Consider the following 22,023-nt stretch of genomic DNA (forward strand, 5'->3'; position numbering starts at 1 on the left):
GCGGTGATGATGGGGGGATGACGTTGAGGATCGACATCAGCGGTCTACCGTCCGAGCGAGTGCGGTTCGCCGCTTCCCCGCTGGCCGAGCTGACCGCGATGCTGCACGTGCTGGCCGAACCCGGTCACCATCCGCAGTTCGCCGGCTGGGCCGCAGACGTCTGGGCCGGGCTGCGGCCGGAGCTGGCCGAGCGGCTCAGGGAGGCGGAGTTCCTCTGGCGTTCCTCACAGGCCGACTTCCTGATCCCCGCGCGGCCCCGGCCGACCCTCGCCGAAGAGCTGGACGACGTGGACCGGATCGACGACGAGACGTATGTGACCGCCGCGCTCGTCACCACGTGCGGCAGCAACCGGGTCCATTTCCCCGGCGCGTCGCCGCTCACCGACGCGACCGCGCGCGAGCGGGCCCTGGACGTGGCCCAGGCCCGCGGCGCGCTGCAGGAGGCCTTCGCGGAACGGCTGCTCGCGGACCCGGCCGCAGTGCGAGCGCGGGTGCGCCACACCCTCGAAGAATGCGCCGGAGCCTTCTTCGACGGCGCCTGGGCGGGCGTCGCGGTGCAGCTCGCCACCGATCTGCGACTGAAGAACGAACTGCTCAGGCGCCACGGCATCGGGGCGGCACTCGCCTCGGTCTCCGGCGCGGTCACCCTGGCACCGGACGGCGACTGCATCATCGTGGACAAGGTGCAGGACAAGGCGACCGCCGCCCGTGGCGCCGGGGTCACCTTCATCCCCAGCGTCTTCGGCCGCCCGCACCTGGTGGCGGTCCACGCACCCGGGTGGCATCCGGTACTGCAGTACCCCGTCGCCGAGCCGAGTCCGGCGGAGCCGATCTCTCTGGAGACGGTCACCCTCCGGCTGGAGGCGCTCGCGCATCCCGTACGGCTGCGGCTGCTGCGCACTCTGGCCCGCGGCCCGCACACCACCGGCGAGCTGGCCCACTTCTGGGAACTCTCACCCCCGGAGGTGTCCCGCCACCTTGCCGTCCTGCGCCGCGCGGGCCTGCTCACGGCTCGACGGCACGGTCGTTACGTCCGGTACACCCTCAATCTGTCCGATCTGGCGGCGTTGGGCACCGACCTCCTGTCGGCCGTACTGCGCTGAGTCGCTTCCGTGCATCAGAACGCGAGCGACCACCGCCTTCGCAGCATCAACCGACTCGGCAGGCCGCCGAGCAGTACCGGTGCGACCGCCTGCTGGCCTCGGGCAGCAGGCGGTCGCGCCAGCTGCACCGCCGAACGTTCCCCCTGGCTATACCCCGGGGGCGTCCTGTCCGGCCGTGCGGGCCAGGGCCTGTCACTTCTCGTCGGTCGCGTCCTGGTCGCGAAGCCGACGCAGGCCGCCGGGCAGGTCGGGAAGCTGGAAGGAGTACCGGCCGAGCATGTTGATGTGGTGCCGGACGAACGGGGAGAGGCGGGCCACGTCCTCGTCACGGACGTCGAAGACGTCCGCCCGCAGGTCGCAGCTTTGTCCAGGACGAGAGTTCGTTCCGCTTCCTGCCGGCTGCTCCTACGAACGAGCCGTGGGTGATGGTGGCGGCGGCCGGGTACACCTCGACGTGCAGGGTGGAGTCAGTGGTGTTCAGTACTTCGATGCGGCGGTGCACGGTCGTGCCCGGTCTCAGGTTGTCGATGATGTAGTGCCGTGCTCGTGGATCGTCGACCAGGTCGGCCGGTGCGTGAACGTCGCCGGCAGGGAGGCGACCGGAACGCGGGAGGGCTGCCGGACGGCAACCTGCAGGCCAGGCCAGCTTCGAGGTTGTCCGCCGTCAGCTCTACCTCGCCACAGAAACGCAGGGTCGTCTCGAACCGGCGCCGCCGCTCGCCTCCGCTGCTCACGGACCTCACTTTCGTGACGGTGGAAGCGGTCCGCACGACGTCGCCGGGACACCCGCGGAGGTAATCGACCCCGCGCTGCTGGACTCCGTGAAGGGATGAGCGGCCTATGACAGGAATCAGCGGTCGGGTCCGGCGCCTGCGTGGTCTCCTGGCCGGGGCCGCCGCGGGCGCTGGCGGGATCGCCGTCCTGGACGCGGTCGGGTACCTGGACATGGTGATCCGCGGCCGAGGAGCGAGCACGACACCCGAGGTCGCCGTGGAGCGGCTGTCGGAGACCCTGCACGTTCCGATCCCGGGCGACGGGAACGCGTGACCGACACACGACATGCGCAGCTTCGATCCGGCCCTGTTCCACCAGGCCCGGGCCGGCCTTGAGGTGTACGGCATGCAGCTGCGGGTGCTTCACCGAGTCTCCTCCGAGCATCGCCGGTTCCCGAACCGCGCCAGCCCCAGGGGGCCGGGGGTTTTGGGGTGATCCGCTCGGGTTAACGAGCTTGGCGGGGCCGTGTCGGCACGCGCCTCGATCACAGCGAGCGCGAGGATACGGGGCATGCCGTCAGCCTCATGCGCCACCACCGTAGTGCTGCAGGCGCTGGCGTCCGCAGGTGAGCCGTCGCAGTTGCTGCCCGCTCGTGAACAGATGGCCTTCACTCTCGGCTTCCACATCATCATCGTGCCGTTCGGTGTGGCCTTCACCTTCCTGATACTCCTCGCCAACCATCGAGGACTACGCCGCGGGGACGAGCAGGCCATGCTCCTGGCACGCCGCTGGTCGAAGGTTGCCGCAGTGCTGTTCGCGGTGGGAGCCGTGTCCGGCACCGTACTCACCTTCGAACTGGGCATCCTGTGGCCCGGACTGATGGGGCAGTACGGCGCCGCCTTCGGGTTCCCGTTCGCTATCGAGGGAATCTTCTTCTTCCTCGAAGCGATCTTCATGTCGTTCTACATCTACGGATGGGACCGGCTGTCGCCCTGGGCCCACTTCTGGAGCGGTGTCCCGGTGGTGATCTCCAGCCTCGGTGGTGCCACCGCCGTGGTAGCTGCCAACGCCTGGATGAACCAGCCCGGCGGCATCACCATGCATGCGGGCCGCATCGTCGACGTCAGTCCGGCCAAGGTGTTCTTCAACGGCGCGTTCTGGTTCGAGACGATCCACATGCTGCTGGCGGCGTACATCGTCGCCGGCTTCGTCGTAGCCGGGGTGTACGCGGCGGGGATGCTCAAAGGAAGACAGGACGCCTACCACCGCACCGGCTTCCTCATCGGCTTCGTCGTGGCCGCCGTCACCGTGCCCGTGCAGATCTTCGTCGGGGACCTGGTCGCCCGTCAGGTGTTCGACTCCGAACCGGCGAAGTTCGCCGCCATCGAAGTGCTTCCCGACTCCGGTGACCACGTCCCCGAGACACTCGGCGGTGTCCTGATCGACGGGAAGGTCCGTTACGGGCTGCCGATCCCGGATATGGCATCGCTTCTGGCCGGGTTCCGCCCCAGCACTCATATCGACGGGCTGGACGCAATCCCCGCACCGGTGCGCCCAAGCGATGCGGGTGTGAGCATTGTGCACTTGGCGTTCGACGTCATGGTGGGCGCCTCCATGGCTCTGCTGGCCCTGTCCGTGTGGTTCGCCTGGCTGTGGTGGCGCCATCGCCGCGTCCCCACCAACGTCTGGTTCCTGCGGTGCGCCGCGTTGTCGGGCGTGGTGGCCTTGGTCTCCCTGGAAAGTGGCTGGGTGGTCACCGAAGTCGGACGGCAGCCGTGGACCGTGGTCGGACTGCTGCTGACACGGGACGCCGTCACCACCCACGGCAACCTGTGGCCCTTCTTCGGCGCGACCGCGATCATCTACGTCAGCGTCGGCACCGGTGCCCTGCTGGTTCTGCGCGCCCTGCGCCGGCGATGGGCGGCAGAGGGCGACGAAGACGTCCAGGTCCCCTACGGCCCCGAAGCCCCTGCTGTCTCCGCCGCGAGCCCGGAAAGCCGAACGCCATGACCGATGCGATCGGCGTCATCCTGTTCACCGGCGTCATCGCCTACGCCGTCTTCGGTGGTGCCGACTTCGGCGCCGGGTTCTGGGATCTGACCGCGGGCGGAGCCGTACGGGGCAGCGCCCCCCGCTCGCTCATCGACCGGTCCATCGGCCCGGTCTGGGAAGCGAACCACACCTGGCTCATCTATTGCCTGGTGGTGCTGTGGACGGGTTTTCCGCCCGCCTTCGCCGCCATCACCACGACGTTGTACATCCCGCTCGGCCTCGCGGCACTCGGCATCGTCCTGCGCGGGTCCGGCTTCGCCTTCCGCAAAGTGACGCTGCGCACCGCGCAGCAGCGTCTCACCGGGGTCCTGTTCGCGGTCTCCTCGGTGCTGACGCCGTTCTGCTTCGGCGGCATCGCAGGGGCCGTCGCCTCCGGCCGCGTCCCCAGCGCCGGCGGCGGCGCCCCGCTGTCCAGCTGGCTCAACCCCACCGGTGTGCTGGGAGGTGTCCTGGCGGTCGTCGTATGCGCCTACCTCGCTGCCGTTTTCCTCTCCTCGGCTGCCACGCACCCCTATCGGGATGAGGCTCTGCACCTGTACTTCCGGCGGCGGGCACTGGCGGCAGGCATCGCGGTGGGCATCGTCTGCATGGCCGGCGTCTTCGTCCTGCATGCGGACGCACCGCGCCTGTTCCACCAACTCACTACCCGCGGACTGGCTCTGCTGATCGTGTCCGCCGCAGCCGGACTCGCAGCCCTGGCAACACTCAGAGCCCGTCGGCCGCGCCTGCCGCGGCCGTTGGCGTCGCTGGCCGTGGCCACGGTGATCGCCGGATGGGGCGTCGCCCAGTATCCGTACCTCCTGGGCACCCACCTGTCCTTGACCCAGGCCGCCGCTCCCGACTCGACCCTGTGGGTGCTGGTCGCTGTGGCCTGCACCGCGGCCGTGCTGATCGCTCCCTCCCTGGCCGCCCTGTACGTGCTGCACGAACGGGACCGGCTGACTTCCTCCGCCTGACCTTCCGCTTCGGCCCCCACCTCGCCCGCGAAGCCAACCGCCGGCTGCACATCGCAGGCGCACCCATCCGCCTCACCGGCACACCGGCCGTGCCCACCGAACTCGGCCCCGTGGCCTGCCCCGACGCGGTCCTGTGCCGCACCAACATAGGAGCCAGGGCCCAAGTCATGGCCATGATGGCCAGCGGACAACGGGTCGCCCTGGCCGGGGGAGGAGACGGACTGCGTGCTCTTGCGCTGGCCGCCCGCGACCTGAAGGAAGGCCGCCGCACCAACCCACCCTGGCTTTGTCCACGAGAACGGGTTCTGGCTCACTTTCCGTGGAGGGCTGACTGAGTGTGATGTCAGTGGTGTGTGGTGGGATGGCCGGACTCTGCTGCCGTGACCTGTTGGAAGTCTGCCTTGATGCCCGTGTACTCGTCTCTGACCCACGCCCTGGCCGAGGCCTTGGTCGACGTCCTGTGGTTCATCGAGGGCAGTGAAGACGAGCAGATGGATCCGGACGACGCGGTCAAGGTCCTGGAGGGTGTCGCCCACCTGGTCAGCAAGTTGTCGAGCGACCAGCGGAGCGAACTGATCGACCTGCTCGGGACGATGGCTGAAGCCGAGTCCGATCCCGCTCGGCGGGAGTTCCTGGAAGGGGTCCCGGAAGGCTTCGGGCTCCTTGATGATGTGGTCTGACCTGTGCTTCACGAGTAGAGCAGGACGCGCTTGCGCAGGAGATGAAAGCCGGCCCGGCCGAACATCTGGCGTTTGAGCATTTTGATCCGGTTGACGTGGCCTTCGACGACACCTGAGCTCCAGGGCAGGGTGAGGCCGGCGATGACTGCATCGCGGTCACGGTCGATGCCTGCGGCGAGTGTGTGGAGGCTGGGGAGGTCGTCTCGCCGGACGGCGTCGAGCCACTGCGGCAACCGTTCGCCCTGGCGCTCGGTGAGCATCTCACCGAAGGAGCGGACGTGGCCGGTGAGGGCGTCAAGTTCAGGGCAGTGGACCAGAACGGCTTTGAGCCGCAGGTTCTCCGTCTCGGTGAGGGTCTCCGGCCGGCGGAGGATCCATCCAGCGACGACGCGGGGTGACGGTGGCCGAGCTGTGACGGGGCCCGGCGAGAGCCGCTTCTCCCGGAAATAGGCGCGAACCCGCTGGTAGCTGCCCTGATAGCCAAGCGGCACAATCTCCTCCCACACCGTCCAGGCGTTCGTGCAGCCTTGGTTCCAGCGGTCATCCAGGTAGGGCTTGAAGGCGTCGAGTTTGGATGGCCGGCCCTGCCACTGCCCGTGGAACAGGTCCTCCGGGGTGGCTGCGTCGGCGAAGAGCTTGACGGTGCGGTAGGTCATTCGGAGTTGCCGGCCAATCGCCCTTCGGCTGAGCCCGGCGGCCAGTAATTCGTGGACGGTCGCGTGCTTGACACGGGTGCGGTCAGCGAAGCGGTGTCCCCTCGGCCAGGGCGAGCCTGAAGGGTCTTCGAACTTCTCCGGCTCGGGGGCAGGCTGGGCTGGATCTGGCGCCAGGACCTGCAGACATCCGCGGTGGTCTGCGACGCACCGCTCTGCAGCCTCGCTCAGGTTGTGCCAAAGATGCCATCTGTCCGCCACCTGCACCGCCTGTGGTGCCCCGGCCGTGGCACCTTCGGCGAAGAACGGCGCACGATCGCGGCATACCACCTCCACTCCGGGCCGTTTCGCGAGCCAAGCGGCCAGGCTGGACGCCTCCCGGTCGGGCAGCAGGTCCACTGGCCGCCGACTCTCGACGTCGACCAGGACAGTCCCGTAGTGACGCCCTTTGCGGGTCGCGTATTCATCGACGCCGACCACCCGCAGGGCCGTAACTTCGGGGTCGGGCAACGCTTCGACCAGCCGCAGCACCGTGCTGCGGCTCACGGACACGCCGAACACGCTCGCCATGCGGGCACCGGCCCGACCGGCGAGCGCGAGACCGACCGCGGCCAGCGTCGACCGCAGCCGCTCGGTCCGCCGGCCGTACCGACGGGTCAACCCTGGCAGCTGTTCGGCGAAGGTCCGCCGCCCGCACGAGATGACCGGGCAGAGGAACCTGCGGACGCGCAAACAGAGAGCGACCCGTCTGCCTCCGCTGGGCACATCAGCGGGAAAGCGCAGGTAGGAGCTGTGAATCCGCCGTGACCAGCTCCCGCATCCGGGACAGATGGCCCCAGCCACCGTACTTCGAGCCTCTATGCGTACCGCCTCGTCGTTCACGGCGATGGACAGCACCGCCACGTCGGCGATCGACGGGAACAGCAACTCCTCCAGGCGGAGCACCACTTCTTCCACGGGCCGAACTGTCAGCCACACCAAACCCGGTACGGGCCAATTCCGGGCAACTTCCCCAAGACCCACTCGCCCGACAACCGTCACTCAGCGTGCAAGCTCCACGGAAAGTGAGCCAGAACCCGTTTTCGTGGACAAAGCCATGCTGAAGCATCCGTCGCACGGCCTCCGGATGCCATCGATCGCTCCGGCAGGGCGGGAACTGCGCTGTTTCCAGGCAGCGACAGATCTCGCGCAGGAGGCCGAGCACGGTGGACGTGCTGCCGGGACCGCTCCGGAGCCGGGCCCCATCCGTCGTCACGCTATAGCCGCAGCGGCTGAAATCGGCGCGGGCGGCGGTCGGACTCGCGGCCGCAGAAACCTGCGCGCCTCGTGGTGGCCAGCACGGTGGCGGCTACGTACATGATCGTTCGCACGATCCGGACAACGCGCTCCGCCGCGCTGCTCACAAGGCCTCGTGCTGCTGCGGCTTCTTCCTCGTTTCTCAGGAGCGCTTCCTGGAAACGCTGCACCTCATGGGCGAATTCGGATTACCCGCTCATGGTCGTGGTCTTCACTGCTCGGCGAGTCGGTAGGTGGCGCTGTCCGGGTCGTTCTTCACGATGACGCCTGCTGTGGCAAGGTCGCGGAGGGCTTCGCGGGCTCGCTTCTCTTGCTGCCGCTGGTCGCCGTCACCGCGACCGGCGTCGCGGAGCGCAACCACGGCGCGCCGGGTGTCCCAGGTCCCACCGAGAGCTCGGATTGGCTTCTCCAGGATCTGCGCGATGGTCATGGTCGTGGTCCTCACTGTTCGGTGCGGTGGTACTTACGCTTGTGGTTGGCGATGCTCTCCGCCGTTCCTCGATAGCCGGGCTTGCTGGAGCACTCGCGGCACTCTTCCCAGACGCCGGCATCGACCGCAGCACGGCTGACGGAGTGGTGGGGGCCGTAGCCGTGGGTGTGGAGGAACTCGGGTACGGAGGAGCCGTACTTGATGGCGATGAGGGCGGCTTCGGCGACCTTGTCGTGGCCGGGGGCGAAGAACTTGCCGAGGCCGACTTCCTTCTCGCAGCCGCACCAGCACGTGCCGGTGGGGATGAGGCGGGGCTTCTTCTCTGTCATGGGTTCAGCATGCCCAACTTGATCACAAGAGTTTAACCCAAGGATTACTCCCAAGGGTTATTTTTTGCTGGGCAGCAACTGCCCACATCGAGCCCACCCTTGAACCATGAGCACGAACCTGGACCCCGGCGAAGCCGGGGCGACCGTCAGTCAAGGCCAGCGCTACTTCCTGTAGCTCAACTACTCACACCCGTAGTTCCTCGCGCATGGACCCGCGCAAGTTGAGCAATCCGGCGTCGATGCATCCGGATTGATCCCGGCTCAGGCTTGGTGGGCGCGACCTGCCCGGCAGTGGTGATCGCTGCCCGCGTACGGTCGCTTGATGAGCACGATGCGCCGACGTCTCGGCACCGGTCCCACCACTCGTACGACGCCCTCGGCCGACGCCGAGTCCCTCCGGCTGCTGCCCGCCGAACGCATCGAACCGGATGCGCGTCTACAGGAACACGACGACGGCGCCCAACTGCCGGAGTCGAGAGGCCGGCGGACTCTCGGCAGGGGGACAGCGACGCTCTCGGCGTCGCTTGAATTCTGACCCAGCCGAAGCGGACCACGGCAATACCCTGCGTGTCTCAGTGGCCCGCGACTACCTGAGATCAGAGTGCACGGCCCATTCACGTCGTAGGTAGCGCAGTTCCACGTACGTGTCGGACCAGTCCTCGCTCCGGGGCACGTCGGTGAGTTCGTGGTTGGCGTAGGCGGGGGCGGTCTCTCCGTGGTGCGCCAGGGAAGTGCTGTGCTCGCCGTCGTGATCGCGGAGGAGCTTCGCGATGTGAAAGGCTTCTTTAGCGAGGTCCGACCGGCCGTAGCCGTCGGTCCATGACAGCTGTACGAAGTCCAGCCAGGCTGCCGCTGTGAGCAGCGCTTCGCGCTGCTTGAGGTGGTCATCGGAGAGGGACCGGTAGCCGTTCTGTCCTGCGAGAGTAAGGGCAGCGCCGTACATGAGCGACCAGGTCGTGATCGAATTTTCCGGGTTGGCGCCTGGGTAGTTGACTTGACGCCGTTCGTTGTCTGCCATGCCGAAGACCGTATGAGAACCCGCTCTGCGTTGACTGGGCTTTCGGCTAGATCACGGTGGGCGCGGTGAGCAACGCTGTTACACGCCCAGCCTTATGCGCGGTCACCACAGCGGACCGTTCTCACCGAAGTCAGTCGATCGCGGACCGCTGACCAGGCGGACGAAGTTGGTTGAGATAGACGTCCTCGGCGCGACCGGACATCAATGTGCGTTTTAAGTCTTTACGAGCCGGAAGGGCTGTCCTTCCCGGTCAGCAATCACGACCCCTGACTGTCCATTGCAGAGCCAGTGCACTCCGACACGCCACGTGACATCTCCTGGCGTGCCGGAGGTCACTCTGAGGAAGAAATGCTCGGGGTCAAGGTGCGAGACCGTGTACGGGAAGTCCGGTACGCCGTCGGCTGGCCTTGGCACGGGCGTCTGGTCGCTGAGGTCCACATGGAAAGTGCGCACTTGCTCCGGCGACATAGGTTCAGCCATCGGAGGTGGCTCGACGTTGTCAATGCGGGGAGGGGCGCATCGCGATTCCACGTGTATGTCCAGCTTGCTGAGGATCACTGCACGCTCAACGGTGGCTTCGACAGTCAGGTACACGACGCTACTACCCAGATCCACCCAGCCGGTGGAGTTTCGCCGGGCCTCCAGGTCCTCGGGCACAGGGCCAATGTGCCCGCTAAGGCCGGGCGTCCGGTAAGCCATCACGATGAGTGGGGCCGATGGTGTGGGTGCCAGCACGGCGTCACGGCCACGTGTGATGACCTTGTCGGCACTGCGCGCCACGAACCCGCCTAGAGCTGAGGCGAGCCCGGCGAGGACCGCTGCCACGATCCACTTGCCAATCCCCGGTACGGCGACAACTACAACGACTGCAGCTAGCAGTAAGCCAACTACGCCAGCCCGCACCATTCGTCGACGAGACCCCACAGCTCCCCCTTCAGCACCTCTCCGAGGTGCCATGATGCCTGCCCCCCAAGTCAGCCGGCTGGATTCGATGAGACGGCGGCTGGCTTGGGCGAGAACGGACAACAGCCCTTGCGTGCGGGCGCCGGGCCCTCACCATGCCCACCGACCGACACCGCTCCAAACGACCCCACGCAGCCAGCCAGCAGCCTCAACTGAAACGGCGGGGTTCGCCGGTCAGCTGGCGGGACGGGGCAGTGCGGCAAGGCGGTGGAAGGCCATGACCAGTTCGTGTCTCCAGGGCCAGGTCGCCGAGATCCGCAAGCGCAAGCGTCGGCCGCCGCGGGTGAGGCGGGCTGTGACGTGCAGTAGCCGGTAGCGGAGCTTCTTCGGCTCGGCCGTGGCCAGCTCCCCGTCCAGTAGCAGGACACGGGTCCAGGCCGAACGCAAGTCCCGGCGGCGCGGTGGGGGTGCTAACGCCGTTAGCACCCCCACCGGCGTCCCCACTGCCGTGTATGTGGTTGTCGACGGAAACCGCCGTCTCGCCGGTGCCAACATGGCCGGCCTCGACGACGTACCCGTTCACATCGACGACTACCTCGCGGAGAACGCCGACCGCGGCCATCGACCTTCTCGCCTGGACCCTGTGGGGCTCGTAAAGTCATCGCTGCTGGTGGGAGCCCGTGTGCAAGGCCCTCGGTGGTGGCTGGGATGCTGCACCCCGTGATCATCTCGATCCTGTACCGGGCCACCCGGGCGTTGCTGTCCGTGCCTGCGGTGCTGCTGCGCCGGGACACGGTCAAGGACGCCGAACTGCTGGTGCTGCGGCACGAGAACGCGGTGCTGCGACGACAGCTCAGCGGTCCGGTCCGCTACGAGCCCGCAGACCGGTTCTGGCTGGCCGCGTTGTCGTCGCTGATACCGCGCTGCCGCTGGAGCGGTGTCTTCCCGGTCACGCCGGGGGCGCTGCTGGCCTGGCACCGCGGGCTGATCACCAAGAAGTGGGACTACTCCGACAGACGCCGACGCACCGGGCGCCCTCCCACGGCCGCCGCGCTCAAGAAGCTGGTTCTGCGTCTGGCGCAGGAGAACCCGCGGTGGGGCCACCGGCGGATCCAGGGTGAACTGGCCCGGCTGGGGCATCCGATCGCGCCGTCCACGGTGTGGGAGATCCTGCACGCGGCCGGCATCGGTCCGGCCCCGCGCCGTACCGGCCCGAGCTGGCGCGAGTTCCTCTCCACCCAAGCCGAGGGGATCATCGCGGCGGACTTCTTCCACGTGGACACCGTGACCGGCAGGCGGCTGTACGCGCTGGCGTTCCTTGAGCACGGCACCCGCAGGCTCCACCTCACCGGCGTCACCGCCCACCCCACCGCGCAGTGGGCGACCCAGCAGGCCCGCAATCTCGCCGCCGACCTCGGCAACCGCGTCGAGTCGCTGCGCTTCGTTCTCCGCGACCGCGACAGCAAGTACACCGACTCCTTCGACGCCGTCTTCGAAGCCGAGGACACCGAGGTGCTGCTCAGCGCACCTCGGGCGCCGCGCATGAATGCCCACTGCGAGCGAGTAATCGGCACGAGCCGGCGCGAGGCCCTCGACCATATCCTGATCATGAACGAGGCCCACGCCCGACAGGTCCTCGCCGAGTATCAGGAGCACTACAACTGCCACCGGCCACACCGATCACGAGACCAACGACCACCCGAAGCCCCGGAACAGCCAGCGGTGTTGCACGATCGCGTGCCCCGCAGGCTCCTGCGCACCCGCGTCCTCGGCGGGGTCATCAACGAGTACCGATACGCGGCTTGAGCTGCAGCGATGACTTTTCGAGCCCCACACGTGCCCGGGCTTCCTCGCCCACACCACGGCCGACCGAGGCTGGCGGCTGCCCGATCGCAGCCCTGCCTGCTCCACTCCCGAGCAGTCGGCCGACCCTGCCGAATCCGCGTCGACCGTCGGGGCTGCCGTCTTCCGCCTCCTCCGCTGGCCGTGCAGTTCGGATGCGTTGATGCACGAGATGCACGACGTACTCGTGCAACTGACCGGCCGGATGCTTCTCATCACGGCCGCGCTGTTCAAGCGCACGCCAACTCCTCCTCTCCGCGTCGCGCTGGCGGCGGCGCTCACCGCCCGGAATGCAGTCATCGAGGGCGACACCGCGGCGATCGACGCGTTCAGCCGGACATGGCTTGGTCTCTCCCGTCCCGAGCGGTGGCGTGCGGCGGTGGAGGTGGCGCTGCTGGGGGACTGGGTCGACGCACTCGGCCGGGGTGCGGCCACCGATCAGTACGTCCTGAGCCTGCTGCGTCGGCATGCCGACAACGAGCACCGGGCTCTGCAGCCACTGTGGGAACGGAGAGTGCGCGGCAAGCGCACCGTCCTGCTCGGCCAACCGCTGGGCACGGATCTGACCGTGCAGGACCTGCTGGTCGACCACCACACTCCGGAGTCGGAGGTGCTCAGCGAGCTGGCCGACAGCCGACTCCTCACAGTGCTGCAGGGCCTCGATGCCGATGAGAACACGCTCGCCATGGCCTGGGCGGCGAGCAGGGACACCTGGGCCGAAGCCGCGCTCGTCGCCGAGTTGCCTACGGAGTGCGGAGAACGGGTACGGCGCAAGCTCAAGCGGCTCGGCCGGCGGTACGAGGAACGGCGTACGAACGCCGCAACGGTGGTGGCAATGCCGGCGCCCGGTCAGGCGATGTACGGCGACGGGGGTTGCGGAGGTAGCCCCGAAGCGGTGTAGGGACGCTTTCAAGCGCACAACACCACCACTTCCCTAGCGGCGCGGGAAAGGCAATTCAAGGTCTGCCGCCAGGCAGTTCGCGGAACAGGCGCAGGTCAGCGGCCCTTGAATTAAGGATCTCCGGCATTGTGGTGAGCGGTTCGAAGCCGGGCGGCGCCCCCGGCCGCTCTCCCGCCAGCCCCTTCAACAAGGGGTTGCGCGGCTAACCACTCCGGCCTCCACAGTGAGCTCGCGCCGCTTGCCAACCGCGGCAAAGCCCTCTCCTCACCCCATCCGTGCTGACCTCGCACGCCCAAAATCCAAGGACACCCGATGAACCCGACCGGTCCCCAGGACCACACCCAGACGCTCCTGCTGCTGCTCCTCGCCGCCGTCCTCGGCCTGGTCTTCGCCGGGCTCGCGTACGTGACGTACCAGCACCCGGCGCTGGCCGTCCCCCTGACGGTGGCAACCGGCGGCGCGCTCGCTCTGCTGTCCGCGTTCGGGTTCGTGCTGTCCCGCCGGTAGAGCGGGTCCCGACGCCGGTGTCGTGTGTGGGGTGCCGGGCTGCGACTTCGCGGCCCGGCAGTCCCGCGCGGCCTCCGGCCCGGCCCGCGCCCGCGAACGCCGCCGTGCTCCCCGCCTCCTATGCCGTGTGGGATCTCCTCTCCCACCCCGAACTCGGCGACGTCCGCAGCCGCCTGTACACCGAGCGGCGCGCCCTCCTCCTCGACCTGCTCCACGACGTTCCGCCCCCGATCCAAGCCGTGCCCGCCACGGATGATCCGGACGTCGCGCAGGACTGGTACGACATGCTCCAGGGCCAAGGTTGTTTAGGCACAGCTGCCGTGTCTCGTAAGGGGTGTGGGAGTCAGGGATCGAACGCGTTTGTGGGGTGCGGTGAGCTTTGTCTTGAGCTTTGTCTTGGCTGTACGGTCGAGGGCCTGCGCCCACTGCGTGACCCGGCGACCGTCCACCTCGACGAGGACGACGAGGGCGCCGGCGAATGACGCGGCGTTAGGGCGCGTGTCGGGTCGTGATCAATGAGCATCTCAGCTTCCGGGGCGGGCGACTGTCTGGGGTACGGGGCCCGTCGATCTGCGGCTGCGCCGTGTGGGCGCGTGTGACCGGAAGCGATGCCGCAGGCAGGCAGCGGCGGGGCCCGAGGGCCTCGGCTGCGTGCCCGCAGGGACGGTGTGTCAGACCATGGCGAGCCGGTCCACCAGCAGCTCCACCCTCGGCTCGGTGTCCTCTGGCGGCAGCCGTCCCGACCGGGTCAGGGTCGCCAGTCCGTGTAGGGACGCCCAGAACATCTCGGTGAACAGCCCCGGGTGAACGCCGTCCCCGGCGACCTCGCCCAGGCTCTCCAGCAGTGCGGCGAAGGCGTCCTTGAGAGGTTCCGGGGTGTCCTCCTGTGCGTACGGGAGACCGCCGTCGAGCTGGAAGATGGCGTCGTAGACCGCCGGGTTGCGTGCGGCGAAGTCGAGGTAGGCGCGGGCGAGGGCGTATACCCGCTCGCGCGGGCCGTCTGCGGCGGCGGTCGCGGCGCGCACCGCCGCGGCTAGCTCGGCGGCGCCCTCCAGGGCGACGGCGCCGATGATCTCCCGTTTGCCGCGGAAGTGGCTGTAGAGGACGGGCTGGCTGTATTCGATGCGCTCGGCGAGCTGGCGGGTGGTGACTGCGTCCCAGCCCTGCTGCTCGGCGAGTTCGCGGGCGGTGGCCACGATGAGGCGCTCCCGGCTCGCCCGTTCGCGCTCCTTGCGTTCTTTTACCGACATGATTCGATCCTAGCACCGCTAGACAAGCGAGCGGCAGCAGCGCTAGCGTTGCCTCATCACCTAGCGATGCTAGATCCCGGAGGGGTAGTCATGCTCAACGCACTTGAGATCGTCACCACCGTGGTCGTCGGCGTGATGGTGGGGGTGGAGTTCTCCGTCGCCTTCGTCATGAACCGGATCTTCAACGCACTCCCGGAGGACAGTGGCCAACTCGGTCGCGCCCACGGGGGCCGGATGCTCGGCGCCGTGATGCCGTTCTGGTACATCGGATCGCTCGTCCTCGTCGCGGTCTGGGCCGTCGCCGGATGGCACCACGACGGCGCCGGCCTCGTCGTCACCGCCGGCGCGCTGCTGATCGTCAGCGTGGTCATGTCGATCCTGCTGCTCGTCCCGATCAACAACCGGGGCAAGACGTGGACCCCTGACAACCGGCCTGAGGACTGGAAGGAGCAGATGAACCGCTGGGACCGCTTCCACTACGTCCGCGTCGCGGTCATCATCGCCGCCTTCACCCTGCTGGTCACCGCCCTCACCTGAGCCACCCACCACCCACTGACCGATAGCGGAGAGGAAGTACCGAAAATGGCCAAGCTGCAGAGTCTCGACCCGCACACGCCGATGTTCGCGCAGTTCAAGGAGAAGACCGGGCCCATCACCCTGGCCAACACCTTCTTCGTCCCGAAGGAGAGGGCTGAATTGTTCCTGGCCCTCTTTCGGAGGCAGGCCGAGTTCATGAAGGCTCAGCCGGGATTCGTCTCCCTGCAGATGCACAAGGGAACGGCGGGAAGTCAGCTTCTGATGAACGTCGCGGTCTGGGAGTCGACCGAGGCGCTCGCCACGGCGTTCGGCAACCCGGAGTTCCAGCGCATGGCGGGCGAGTTCCCCGACGACATCGTGTCGTACCCGCACATCTTTGAGCAGATCGACGTATGAGATAGCCAGCTGTAGCAGCACGGGTGATGTAGCCCTTGTCGCCCAGCACATGGTCCGGGCGGGTGCGCGGCCGGCCCGAAATACTGTGGCCGCCGCTCCTGCCCGGTCGATCCGGAGGCGGACATCGTCCTGCGTATGCAGGCCCATCACGAGCGCGTTGAGGCCACGCTGGACGCCGCGGTGCCGGCGTGGGCGGCCACCGCCGGAGCCGACGAGCGCGACATTCTCGTGGCGACCCTCGCCGATCACCGGGCAGTCCTGCTCGAATACCTCGACGACGAGGAGGCCCACCCTCCTTCCGCTCGCGGCCGAGCACCTCACCGAAAAGGAATGGGCCACCCTGGGCGACCACCCGGTGGGCAACGCGCCCAGCTCACCCTCTTCGGCCTCGTCCTGGAGGACGCGAACCCGGCCGAGCGCGCACGCTCCCGTCCGCCCTCCCCGCACCGGTATGCGACATCTGGCACGTCATCGGCCGCCCCGCTACGCCCGCCACATCAGCCGCGTCCGCGCCGTCTGACCAGGCCCCATACGACTCACCAGGGTCCACCAAGCTCACGAAGACTCGCATGGAGAAGAACAATGTCGCTGAAGAAGATCAACACCGTCCTGGCCGCCTCCTTCATCCTCTTCATCCTCTGGTTCGGGACGGAGTTCATCCTGAGCCCGGAGACGACGGCGCCGGGCTACGGCCTGCCGAGCTGGCCGTCCGGCGACGGTGACGGCTTCCTGATCATCAAGGGAATCCGCGACGTCGTCTTGGCCCTGGTCCTGGGCATCCTGCTGGTGACGGGCCACCGCCGGGCGCTGGGCTGGGTGCTGCTGGTGGAGGCCCTCGCCGCGTACGGCGACATGACCAACGTGCTGGCCCACCACGGCTCCGTGGCCACCGCGCTCGGCGTCCACGGCCTGACCGCGACGCTGATGGTCGTCAACGGCCTGCTGATGATGCGCGAGACCCGCAAGGTCGCGGCCGCTCCGGCGACGCTCGCCCCGCAGCCCGCCTGATCCCACCGGTCCAAGGTGGCCCGAGCCCGGCCGGGCCACCTTGGTGCACGCCGGTATTCGCGTGTCAGCGTCCGCCAGGAATGGCCAGGCAGCGCAGCCAGCTGCAACTGCAGGTGGCAGCACGCCGGTTCGACACGTCACCCAAGGGAGCGGCCTCCAGTAGCCCTGCAGAGCGACACGAACGCCCGCCTCAGCGGGACATTGGATCCCGCCCTGATCCAACTCAATGAGACGCGACCAGTGCGGGACACGCCCACTGCGGAGACAACCAGGGCATTGAGGGCGTCGTCTGCAAGCGCACCACGTCGCCGTACCGGGCCGGTCGGATCTGGACTGTTTCGTGAACTGGGGATCTGAACGTACGGTCATGATCCCCGTCCGGTTCATGATCGGAAAAGGGGTATGGACCAAGGCGTGCCGCTCGCCGACGTCCAGGACGCCATGGGCCACGCCGAAACCTCACCCCCGCCCGCCACGCGGTGCGCTTTCCAGGACGCTCTATCGACCTCGCACTCGATACGGCGACGTGGAAGGCGCTGATGGGCTGCCTCAGCCACCGGGCCTCGCTGGGAACGGACAACCCGCACTTCCTGGTGACGCGCCTGACCAGAACCACCAGAGAACCGGCCGGCGCGGCCCACATCCGTGACAGTCTGGCCCCGGTCGGCCTGCTGCCGCGCGTCCTGCGCTCGACCCGGCTGCTCACCCTCGCCGCCGAACTCGACATCAAACAGCTCACCGCGACGCTGGGCATGTCGTATGCCGGGGCTGCCCACTACCTATAGCCCCTGGGGCCTGCCGGTGCCGGGAACGGGGAAATCCCCGCTCTACCGTGCCCAGTCGTATCCGAGTTCGGCGAGGGCTGCGAGTTGGTGGTCGGTGAGTCGGTCGCGGCGGTTTTTGTGGTTGCTGAGGAAGACGCCGAGGCGTACGGAGGTGCCGTCGGGGAGGTCTTCCACGTGCTGTCTTCCGACTACGGTTTTCCCCTCGCGTTGGATGTATCGCTGGAGGGCTGCTACGCCCCGCTGGAACGCGTCGGAGCCCTTCGTCGCCTCAGCCTTCGCGTTGGTTCGTGCTGCAGCCTTCTGGTGCCTTACAGCCGGTTTCACGCCCGCCTCGTCCAGGCGGTGTTGCTGCTCCGGGTTCAGGCGTACCCAGTCCCGTCGCTGCCGGATCAGCCAGCGTCCGATGTCGTCTCCGTGGTGGGTGACGCCGGGCACGATCTCTTCGAGGCCGGCACCGCCGGCGAGGAGCGTGGCCAGTCCGGCCCAGTGGCGTTGCCAGTCGACGGTCCAGCCGAGCTGTCCGGGGTTCCAGTCCGGGTCGATCGCGGCGAGCTGCTGGGCCCGCTGTGCTGCGCGTTCGGGGTCCTTGCCGAGTCCGCCGGGGCGTCGGAGGTTGGTGAGCCATTGCCCGACGGGTTTGTCGAGGGCGACCGCGTGGCGGGGTGCGGCCAGCGTGAACATGTCCCAGATCTCCGCCCGCCGCGAGACCGCCAGCAACGCAGCACGGCAGCACTGGGTCGCCGAACGCCTGCTGGACCACTTCCCGGCCGCAGTCACCCACGTCCGTCCCACCTTCTTCGCCGAGTGGTTGATCAACATGTGGAACGGGACCGGTGAACTGCGCTTTCCGTTCGCGAATGCACGGCATGCCCCGATCGCTGCCAGCGACCAGGCGAAGGTGATCGCGGCGATCCTCGAAGACCCTGCCCCGCATGCCGGCAAGATTTATCCGCTCTATGGAGCCGTTGAGCTGGACCACTACGAGATCGCCGAGGCGATGTCACGCGCCCTGGGCCGCAAGGTCACCTACGTGCCGATCGAGCTCGAGGAATTCAGCGCCATCCTGGAGAAGCGCGGCGCCTCGCCCCACCTCATCCAGCACCTTCTCGCCGTAGCGATCGACTACCGGAACGGCGTCTTCTCCGGCATGAACGACCTGGTCAAGAAGATCGGCGGTGACGATCCGCTCGACGTCGAGAGCTTCGTCACCCAGAACCGGGCCTTCTACGACAACTGTGAGGATCACGGTGTGCCGCAGGGGGCCGGAGCCTGACCCGTGCGACAACTGGCCACAGCTGCCTTGGAGTAGAACTGTCGGCTCCGGCCCCCTGCGGTGCGTACTGCCGCCGGCCCGGTGAACGTGTCCCGATAGGGGCTTTGCCACACAAAGCACCGTCACAGTTCTGACCGCCCACCGGACCGGCGTCAGCCACCAGACCCAGTCCAAGGAGCCTCGTGACCGTCACCAGCATGCCCCAGCCGACGCTGCCCGCGCAGCGAGTCCCGGGCCCGGCCGAGGAGGTGATCCTCGGGGTGGACACCCACAAGGACATCCACGTTGCCGCTGTCATCACCACCCTGGGCACCTCGCTCGCCCACCAGGAGTTCCCGGCCACCGCCGTCGGCTATCGCCAACTGTTGGCCTGGGGGCGGTCGTTCGGCGTCCTGTACCGGGCGGGTGTCGAGTGCACGGGATCCTTCGGGACCGCGCTGACCCGGGTCCTGCGCCGGGAGCACATCGACGTCGTGGAGATCAACCAGCCCGACCGTGCCACCCGGCGCAAACGCGGTAAGACAGACGCCATCGACGCGGACGCGGCTGCCCGCGCGGTGCTGTCCGGACGGGCCACCACCGTGCCGAAGAGCGCGGATGGGCCCGTGGAGGACATGCGGGTCCTGCGGCTTGCCAAGGAATCGGCCGTCAAGGCCCGCACCCAGGCACTGAACCAGCTCAAGGCCGTCCTCATGTCCATCGACCCGGATCTGCGCGAACTACTCACGGGCCTGAGCAATCCCGCGCTGGTCGCCACCTGCGCGGCCCTCGACGTCGATGACCGGGGCGAGGCCGTTTTCACGATGCGCCTGCTCGCCCGCAGAGTCCAGCACCTGTCCGACGAGGTCAAAGAGCTCACCCGGCGCACCACCCGGGCCGTCCGTGCCTGCCGGCCTCAGATGCTGGACCTGGTCGGTGTCGGGCCCGACAGTGCCGCCGTCCTCCTCATCGCCGCAGGTGACAACCCTGACCGGATCACTGACGAGGCATCGTTCGCCGCCCTGTGCGGCGTCAGCCCGGTTGAGCAGTCCTCCGGCAAAACGCAACGCCGACGCCTGAACCGTGGCGGCAACCGCCAAGCCAACGCCGCCCTCTACCGCGTCGTGATGACCCGCATACGCTGGGACGAACGCACCCAGAAGTATCTGGAGCGACGCACCGCCGAGGGCATGTCCAAGCGCGAGATCATCCGGTGTCTGAAGCGGTACGTCGCCCGCGAGCTCTACCGGCACATCCAACCCCTGGCCGCGAGTCAACTCCCTTCTGTGGCTTGACGAAACATAGGGGCTTCTACTCCGCCTGAGTGCTCAGCAGCGCTTCGTAGCTGAATGGCGGCCAGCGGCGCCTTGCGGCGTGGAACAAGGCCGGAGTGCGGGACCGGCTGCACGTCGTGTTGCTGGCCAAGCTCCGGGCGCGAAGCAGCTGGACTGGTCTCGGGCGGTGATCGACTCCAGCCATGTCCGGGCCGATCGAGGGGCCCAAAGGCGGGCCGAGCCCAGTCGACCGCGCCAGGCCGGGCAGCAAGCACCACGTCCTTGTCGATGGGCAGGGAATCCCGCTCGCCGTGTCGCTGACCGGCAGAAACCCTAACGACGTCACCCAGTTGATACACCTGCTCGAGAAGATCTCCTCGGCGCCGGGTCTCGTCGGGCGTCCGCGCAGGCGACCCGACATTCTGCTCGGCGACCGCGGCTACGACCACCACGACAAGTATCGCCGCCTGGTTTGAGCACAAGGCATCAAACCCGTGATCGCACGTGGCGTATTCCCTCGTCGTTGACAGGAGCCCTTGCTTGTCATGCTGTTGTGCGATGTGGGCCTGGGTGTGCGAAGAATCGTGCGGGGTGCCCGTTACCAAGATCGTGCCGGGTGTGGGGGTTGTGCGCCGGGTGGTGTGGTGGGTTGTGCGCCGGAGCGTGGAAGGGCTTGCTGTTGATCGTTCAAGGGGTGGATGTAGCGGCCAGCGAAAGCCGGTGCCATGCCTGTCGTATATGTGTGCCGACTGCAGGCGACGGTAACGGAAATATCCGTATTCGGTAACCGGCCCCGGTAGGCCTGCTGTTGGCCTCGTCGGCGGGTCACAGTTTGGGTCCTCGGCCTACGAGAGGCCGGGGTACCCGCACCGCCCTGTGGCCTGTATCGGCCGGTGGGGCACTGTTCTTGAGGGGGCATCACTTATGTCTGCTTCTGTATCCGCCCGCCGTATCGCGGCCACCGTCCTGGCCGCCGGCGCCGTCGTCTCCGCCGTCGCCCTGCCGGCCTCCGCTCACGACAACGACCGGCACCGGCACCCGCGGGTCGAGATCAGCGCCGTCCGGGCCGACAGCCCCGGCCGCGACAACTACTCCAACCGGTCGCTGAACGCCGAGTGGGTCGAGCTCACCAACAACGACCGCCGCGCGGTGAACCTGGATGGCTGGACGCTGCGCGACGAGGACGGTCACCGCTACCGCTTCGACGGCGTCCGCCTCGTCGGCCGCACCACCGTCCGCATCCACACCGGTATCGGCCGTGACACCCGCACCGACTTCTATCAGGACCGCCGCAACTACGTCTGGGACAACCGTTCCGACACCGCGACCCTGCACGACGACCGTGGCCGCACTGTCGACACCGAGTCCTGGGGTTGGGGCCGGGGTTGGGGCCACCACCGCCGCTGACACCTGGCAGTGAGTGGCTGCCCGCCGACGGCGGGCTGAGAGCTGCGCCATCCAAGCAGGCCGTGCGCCGGACAGTCCTATCTGCCCGGCGCACACGCACGCGCGCAACGGCGCACGGCAAAGCCGGCACCGCCGCGCGCGACCGCAGTGCCACCTATCCACGGTGTCCTTGATCACGACTCGATCTGGTTCGAACAGGCCGCGCAGCCGGGCTGTCGGTGCCGTTGGCCTAGACGGCGATGGCCGCTTCCAGTGCCGCTATGTTGCGCTGGAAGCAGCGCGACCCGGGCTGTAGGTCTTCCGGGTGCTGCCGTACTGGGTGTCGGTGACTGGTTCGGCCCAGGTGGTTTCGGGTGTGCCGTTTGCCGTGGCTTCCCACATGGCGATGTGTTCCATGAAGCGGTCGGGGACGGCGCCGTGCCAGTGTTCCTCGCCGGGCGGGCAGGTGACGGTCTGGCCGGGGTGAGCTTCGAAGACGGTGCCGTCGCGGGTGCCGATCAGGGCGACGCCGGAGACCACGTGCAGGGTCTGGCCTACGGCGTGGGAGTGCCAGTTGGTGTGTGCACCGGGTGAGAAGCGGACCAGGTTGGCTCGCATCCGGGACGGCTCCTGTCCGGCGACGATGACGTCCCACCACACGTCGCCGGTGAACCAGTCGGACGGCGCCTTGCTGGTGGGCGGCTGCTTGACGAACTCCATGAGGGTCCTCTCGGTGCTGTTGTTGCGGTGA

General features: G+C 68.0%; 25 protein-coding genes and 3 pseudogenes. 19 read left to right on the plus strand and 9 right to left on the minus strand.

From position 1 onward, the window contains the following. The first annotated feature begins 17 nt into the window (after positions 1-17). Positions 18-1,103, plus strand: a complete 1,086-nt coding sequence (locus OHA03_RS34915; protein ID WP_267007653.1) for a helix-turn-helix domain-containing protein — start codon at positions 18-20, stop codon at positions 1,101-1,103. Between the two features lie 192 nt (positions 1,104-1,295). Here the strand turns inward: OHA03_RS34915 and OHA03_RS34920 are convergent, their stop codons facing one another. Then, the gene (locus OHA03_RS34920; RefSeq protein WP_323181302.1) at positions 1,296-1,421 is read right to left on the minus strand and encodes a hypothetical protein; all 126 of its coding nucleotides are present in this window, start codon (positions 1,419-1,421) and stop codon (positions 1,296-1,298) included. Positions 1,422-1,943: 522 nt separating this feature from the next. On the opposite strand from OHA03_RS34920, the gene OHA03_RS34925 reads away from it, so the two are divergent. The 5 genes and pseudogenes from OHA03_RS34925 to OHA03_RS34945 all read left to right on the plus strand — a co-directional run bounded on the left by OHA03_RS34925 (position 1,944) and on the right by OHA03_RS34945 (position 5,505). Further along, entirely contained in the window at positions 1,944-2,150 is a 207-nt protein-coding gene (locus tag OHA03_RS34925) for a hypothetical protein (protein ID WP_267007654.1), read from the plus strand. A 237-nt stretch (positions 2,151-2,387) separates the two neighbouring features. Next, entirely contained in the window at positions 2,388-3,827 is a 1,440-nt protein-coding gene (locus OHA03_RS34930) for a cytochrome ubiquinol oxidase subunit I (protein ID WP_267007655.1), read from the plus strand. Continuing rightward, positions 3,824-4,825 (plus strand): cytochrome d ubiquinol oxidase subunit II, encoded by a 1,002-nt coding sequence (locus OHA03_RS34935; protein ID WP_266991326.1) that lies wholly within the window; start codon positions 3,824-3,826, stop codon positions 4,823-4,825. Before OHA03_RS34930 ends, OHA03_RS34935 begins: the two co-directional genes overlap by 4 nt. Further along, a pseudogene (locus OHA03_RS34940) lies at positions 4,825-5,106 on the plus strand (DNA helicase); the annotation flags it as partial. The gene OHA03_RS34935 and the pseudogene OHA03_RS34940, both read left to right, overlap by 1 nt. 123 nt (positions 5,107-5,229) lie before the next feature. Continuing rightward, positions 5,230-5,505 carry a hypothetical protein gene (locus OHA03_RS34945; protein ID WP_267007656.1) on the plus strand — a complete coding sequence of 92 codons (276 nt, stop codon included), beginning with the start codon at positions 5,230-5,232 and terminating at the stop codon, positions 5,503-5,505. 8 nt (positions 5,506-5,513) lie between these two features. Here the strand turns inward: OHA03_RS34945 and OHA03_RS34950 are convergent, their stop codons facing one another. From OHA03_RS34950 to OHA03_RS34960, 3 genes are all read right to left on the minus strand, one after another. Continuing rightward, complete coding sequence (locus OHA03_RS34950; protein WP_323181304.1) at positions 5,514-7,199, minus strand: ISL3 family transposase; 1,686 nt, start codon at positions 7,197-7,199, stop codon at positions 5,514-5,516. 466 nt (positions 7,200-7,665) lie between these two features. Then, complete coding sequence (locus OHA03_RS34955) at positions 7,666-7,884, minus strand: hypothetical protein (protein ID WP_267007657.1); 219 nt, start codon at positions 7,882-7,884, stop codon at positions 7,666-7,668. 11 nt (positions 7,885-7,895) lie between these two features. After that, positions 7,896-8,213: a hypothetical protein gene (locus OHA03_RS34960; protein ID WP_267007658.1), complete on the minus strand. Its 318-nt coding sequence runs from the start codon at positions 8,211-8,213 to the stop codon at positions 7,896-7,898. A 322-nt stretch (positions 8,214-8,535) separates the two neighbouring features. On the opposite strand from OHA03_RS34960, the gene OHA03_RS34965 reads away from it, so the two are divergent. Continuing rightward, positions 8,536-8,748, plus strand: a complete 213-nt coding sequence (locus tag OHA03_RS34965) for a hypothetical protein (RefSeq protein WP_267007659.1) — start codon at positions 8,536-8,538, stop codon at positions 8,746-8,748. A 51-nt stretch (positions 8,749-8,799) separates the two neighbouring features. Here OHA03_RS34965 and OHA03_RS34970 read toward each other — a convergent pair whose 3' ends face one another. Together OHA03_RS34970 and OHA03_RS34975 are read right to left on the minus strand one after the other, a co-directional pair. Beyond that, positions 8,800-9,231: a hypothetical protein gene (locus OHA03_RS34970; protein WP_267007660.1), complete on the minus strand. Its 432-nt coding sequence runs from the start codon at positions 9,229-9,231 to the stop codon at positions 8,800-8,802. Positions 9,232-10,368: 1,137 nt separating this feature from the next. Next, a pseudogene (locus tag OHA03_RS34975) lies at positions 10,369-10,584 on the minus strand (transposase); the annotation flags it as partial. A gap of 270 nt (positions 10,585-10,854) precedes the next feature. On the opposite strand from OHA03_RS34975, the gene OHA03_RS34980 reads away from it, so the two are divergent. The 4 genes from OHA03_RS34980 to OHA03_RS34995 all read left to right on the plus strand — a co-directional run bounded on the left by OHA03_RS34980 (position 10,855) and on the right by OHA03_RS34995 (position 13,866). Further along, positions 10,855-11,940 (plus strand): integrase core domain-containing protein, encoded by a 1,086-nt coding sequence (locus OHA03_RS34980; protein WP_267007661.1) that lies wholly within the window; start codon positions 10,855-10,857, stop codon positions 11,938-11,940. 199 nt (positions 11,941-12,139) lie between these two features. Beyond that, positions 12,140-12,877 carry a hypothetical protein gene (locus OHA03_RS34985; protein WP_267007662.1) on the plus strand — a complete coding sequence of 246 codons (738 nt, stop codon included), beginning with the start codon at positions 12,140-12,142 and terminating at the stop codon, positions 12,875-12,877. Between the two features lie 312 nt (positions 12,878-13,189). Next, entirely contained in the window at positions 13,190-13,384 is a 195-nt protein-coding gene (locus OHA03_RS34990) for a hypothetical protein (RefSeq protein WP_267007663.1), read from the plus strand. Positions 13,385-13,488: 104 nt separating this feature from the next. Beyond that, positions 13,489-13,866, plus strand: a complete 378-nt coding sequence (locus OHA03_RS34995; RefSeq protein WP_267007664.1) for a hypothetical protein — start codon at positions 13,489-13,491, stop codon at positions 13,864-13,866. Positions 13,867-14,055: 189 nt separating this feature from the next. Here the strand turns inward: OHA03_RS34995 and OHA03_RS35000 are convergent, their stop codons facing one another. Beyond that, positions 14,056-14,634, minus strand: coding sequence for a TetR/AcrR family transcriptional regulator (locus tag OHA03_RS35000; RefSeq protein ID WP_267007665.1), 579 nt, complete (start codon positions 14,632-14,634; stop codon positions 14,056-14,058). Between the two features lie 90 nt (positions 14,635-14,724). Between OHA03_RS35000 and OHA03_RS35005 the strand changes: the two genes are divergently transcribed. The 4 genes from OHA03_RS35005 (at position 14,725) to OHA03_RS35020 (ending at position 17,360) form a co-directional block, all read left to right on the plus strand. Then, positions 14,725-15,171 (plus strand): DUF1772 domain-containing protein, encoded by a 447-nt coding sequence (locus OHA03_RS35005; protein WP_267007666.1) that lies wholly within the window; start codon positions 14,725-14,727, stop codon positions 15,169-15,171. Between the two features lie 45 nt (positions 15,172-15,216). Then, on the plus strand, positions 15,217-15,567 hold the full coding sequence (locus OHA03_RS35010) for an antibiotic biosynthesis monooxygenase (RefSeq protein ID WP_267007667.1): 351 nt from the start codon (positions 15,217-15,219) through the stop codon (positions 15,565-15,567). Positions 15,568-16,149: 582 nt separating this feature from the next. Further along, positions 16,150-16,575: a DUF4267 domain-containing protein gene (locus tag OHA03_RS35015; RefSeq protein WP_267007668.1), complete on the plus strand. Its 426-nt coding sequence runs from the start codon at positions 16,150-16,152 to the stop codon at positions 16,573-16,575. A gap of 539 nt (positions 16,576-17,114) precedes the next feature. Further along, positions 17,115-17,360, plus strand: coding sequence for a hypothetical protein (locus OHA03_RS35020; protein ID WP_267007669.1), 246 nt, complete (start codon positions 17,115-17,117; stop codon positions 17,358-17,360). 42 nt (positions 17,361-17,402) lie between these two features. On the opposite strand, the gene OHA03_RS35025 is transcribed toward OHA03_RS35020, so the two are convergent. After that, entirely contained in the window at positions 17,403-18,041 is a 639-nt protein-coding gene (locus tag OHA03_RS35025; RefSeq protein WP_267007670.1) for a helicase associated domain-containing protein, read from the minus strand. Here OHA03_RS35025 and OHA03_RS35030 point away from each other — a divergent pair. The 4 genes and pseudogenes from OHA03_RS35030 (at position 18,034) to OHA03_RS35045 (ending at position 21,293) form a co-directional block, all read left to right on the plus strand. Further along, positions 18,034-18,633, plus strand: coding sequence for a hypothetical protein (locus OHA03_RS35030; RefSeq protein WP_267007671.1), 600 nt, complete (start codon positions 18,034-18,036; stop codon positions 18,631-18,633). The genes OHA03_RS35025 and OHA03_RS35030 overlap by 8 nt on opposite strands. A 182-nt stretch (positions 18,634-18,815) precedes the next feature. Next, positions 18,816-19,907: an IS110 family transposase gene (locus OHA03_RS35035; protein WP_267007672.1), complete on the plus strand. Its 1,092-nt coding sequence runs from the start codon at positions 18,816-18,818 to the stop codon at positions 19,905-19,907. 65 nt (positions 19,908-19,972) lie between these two features. After that, positions 19,973-20,359 (plus strand): annotated as a pseudogene (locus tag OHA03_RS35040) (transposase); the annotation flags it as partial. 451 nt (positions 20,360-20,810) lie between these two features. Beyond that, on the plus strand, positions 20,811-21,293 hold the full coding sequence (locus OHA03_RS35045) for a lamin tail domain-containing protein (protein ID WP_267007673.1): 483 nt from the start codon (positions 20,811-20,813) through the stop codon (positions 21,291-21,293). A gap of 258 nt (positions 21,294-21,551) precedes the next feature. On the opposite strand, the gene OHA03_RS35050 is transcribed toward OHA03_RS35045, so the two are convergent. Continuing rightward, the gene (locus OHA03_RS35050) at positions 21,552-21,992 is read right to left on the minus strand and encodes a cupin domain-containing protein (RefSeq protein WP_267007674.1); all 441 of its coding nucleotides are present in this window, start codon (positions 21,990-21,992) and stop codon (positions 21,552-21,554) included. Between the last annotated feature and the right edge of the window lie 31 nt (positions 21,993-22,023).

The organism is Streptomyces sp. NBC_00154, assembly GCF_026342835.1.
Taxonomy (GTDB): Bacteria; Actinomycetota; Actinomycetes; order Streptomycetales; family Streptomycetaceae; genus Streptomyces.